The sequence below is a fragment of the Pelomicrobium sp. G1 genome (genome assembly GCF_051905455.1).
Classification (GTDB): domain Bacteria; phylum Pseudomonadota; class Gammaproteobacteria; order Burkholderiales; family UBA6910; genus Pelomicrobium.
This window is the reverse complement of sequence record NZ_JBQACR010000156.1, coordinates 1-377: the sequence shown is the minus strand read 5'-3', so window position 1 is coordinate 377 and position 377 is coordinate 1. Positions and strand designations below refer to the sequence as shown.

1 protein-coding gene is annotated in these 377 nt (G+C 62.9%); it reads right to left on the bottom strand.

Annotated elements, in window-relative coordinates; translation table 11 throughout:
* The coding region (locus ACTFO6_RS17955; RefSeq protein ID WP_439935771.1) for an ABC transporter permease subunit at positions 1 to 377 on the bottom strand (377 nt) is incomplete at both ends.

Below are 377 nucleotides of genomic sequence, written 5' to 3'. Positions count from 1 at the left end.
GTTTCCGGGTCGTCGGTGACCGCGCGCATGGCGATGCCCTGCTTGGTGAACTTGAAAAAGAGGTACAGCACGATGCCGATGGCAGTGGCCCAGGCCATGTTGATGAGATGGCCTTCGCTCACCACGGCGCCGAGGATCTCCACCGGCGTGGGATCGAAAGTGACCGGAAACGCCTTGGTGTCCCGTCCCCACAGCCAGCCGGCCACGCCGTGCAGGATGTAGAACACGCCCAGGGTGGCGGTGAACAGCGTCAGCCAATCGGAATCGGCGATGGGGCGCATGACCACCCGCTCGATGAGGATGGCGAGCAACATGGTGGCCAGTACCACCAGCGCGAGGCTGGGATAGTAGCCGAGCCCGTAATCCTTGATCAGCAA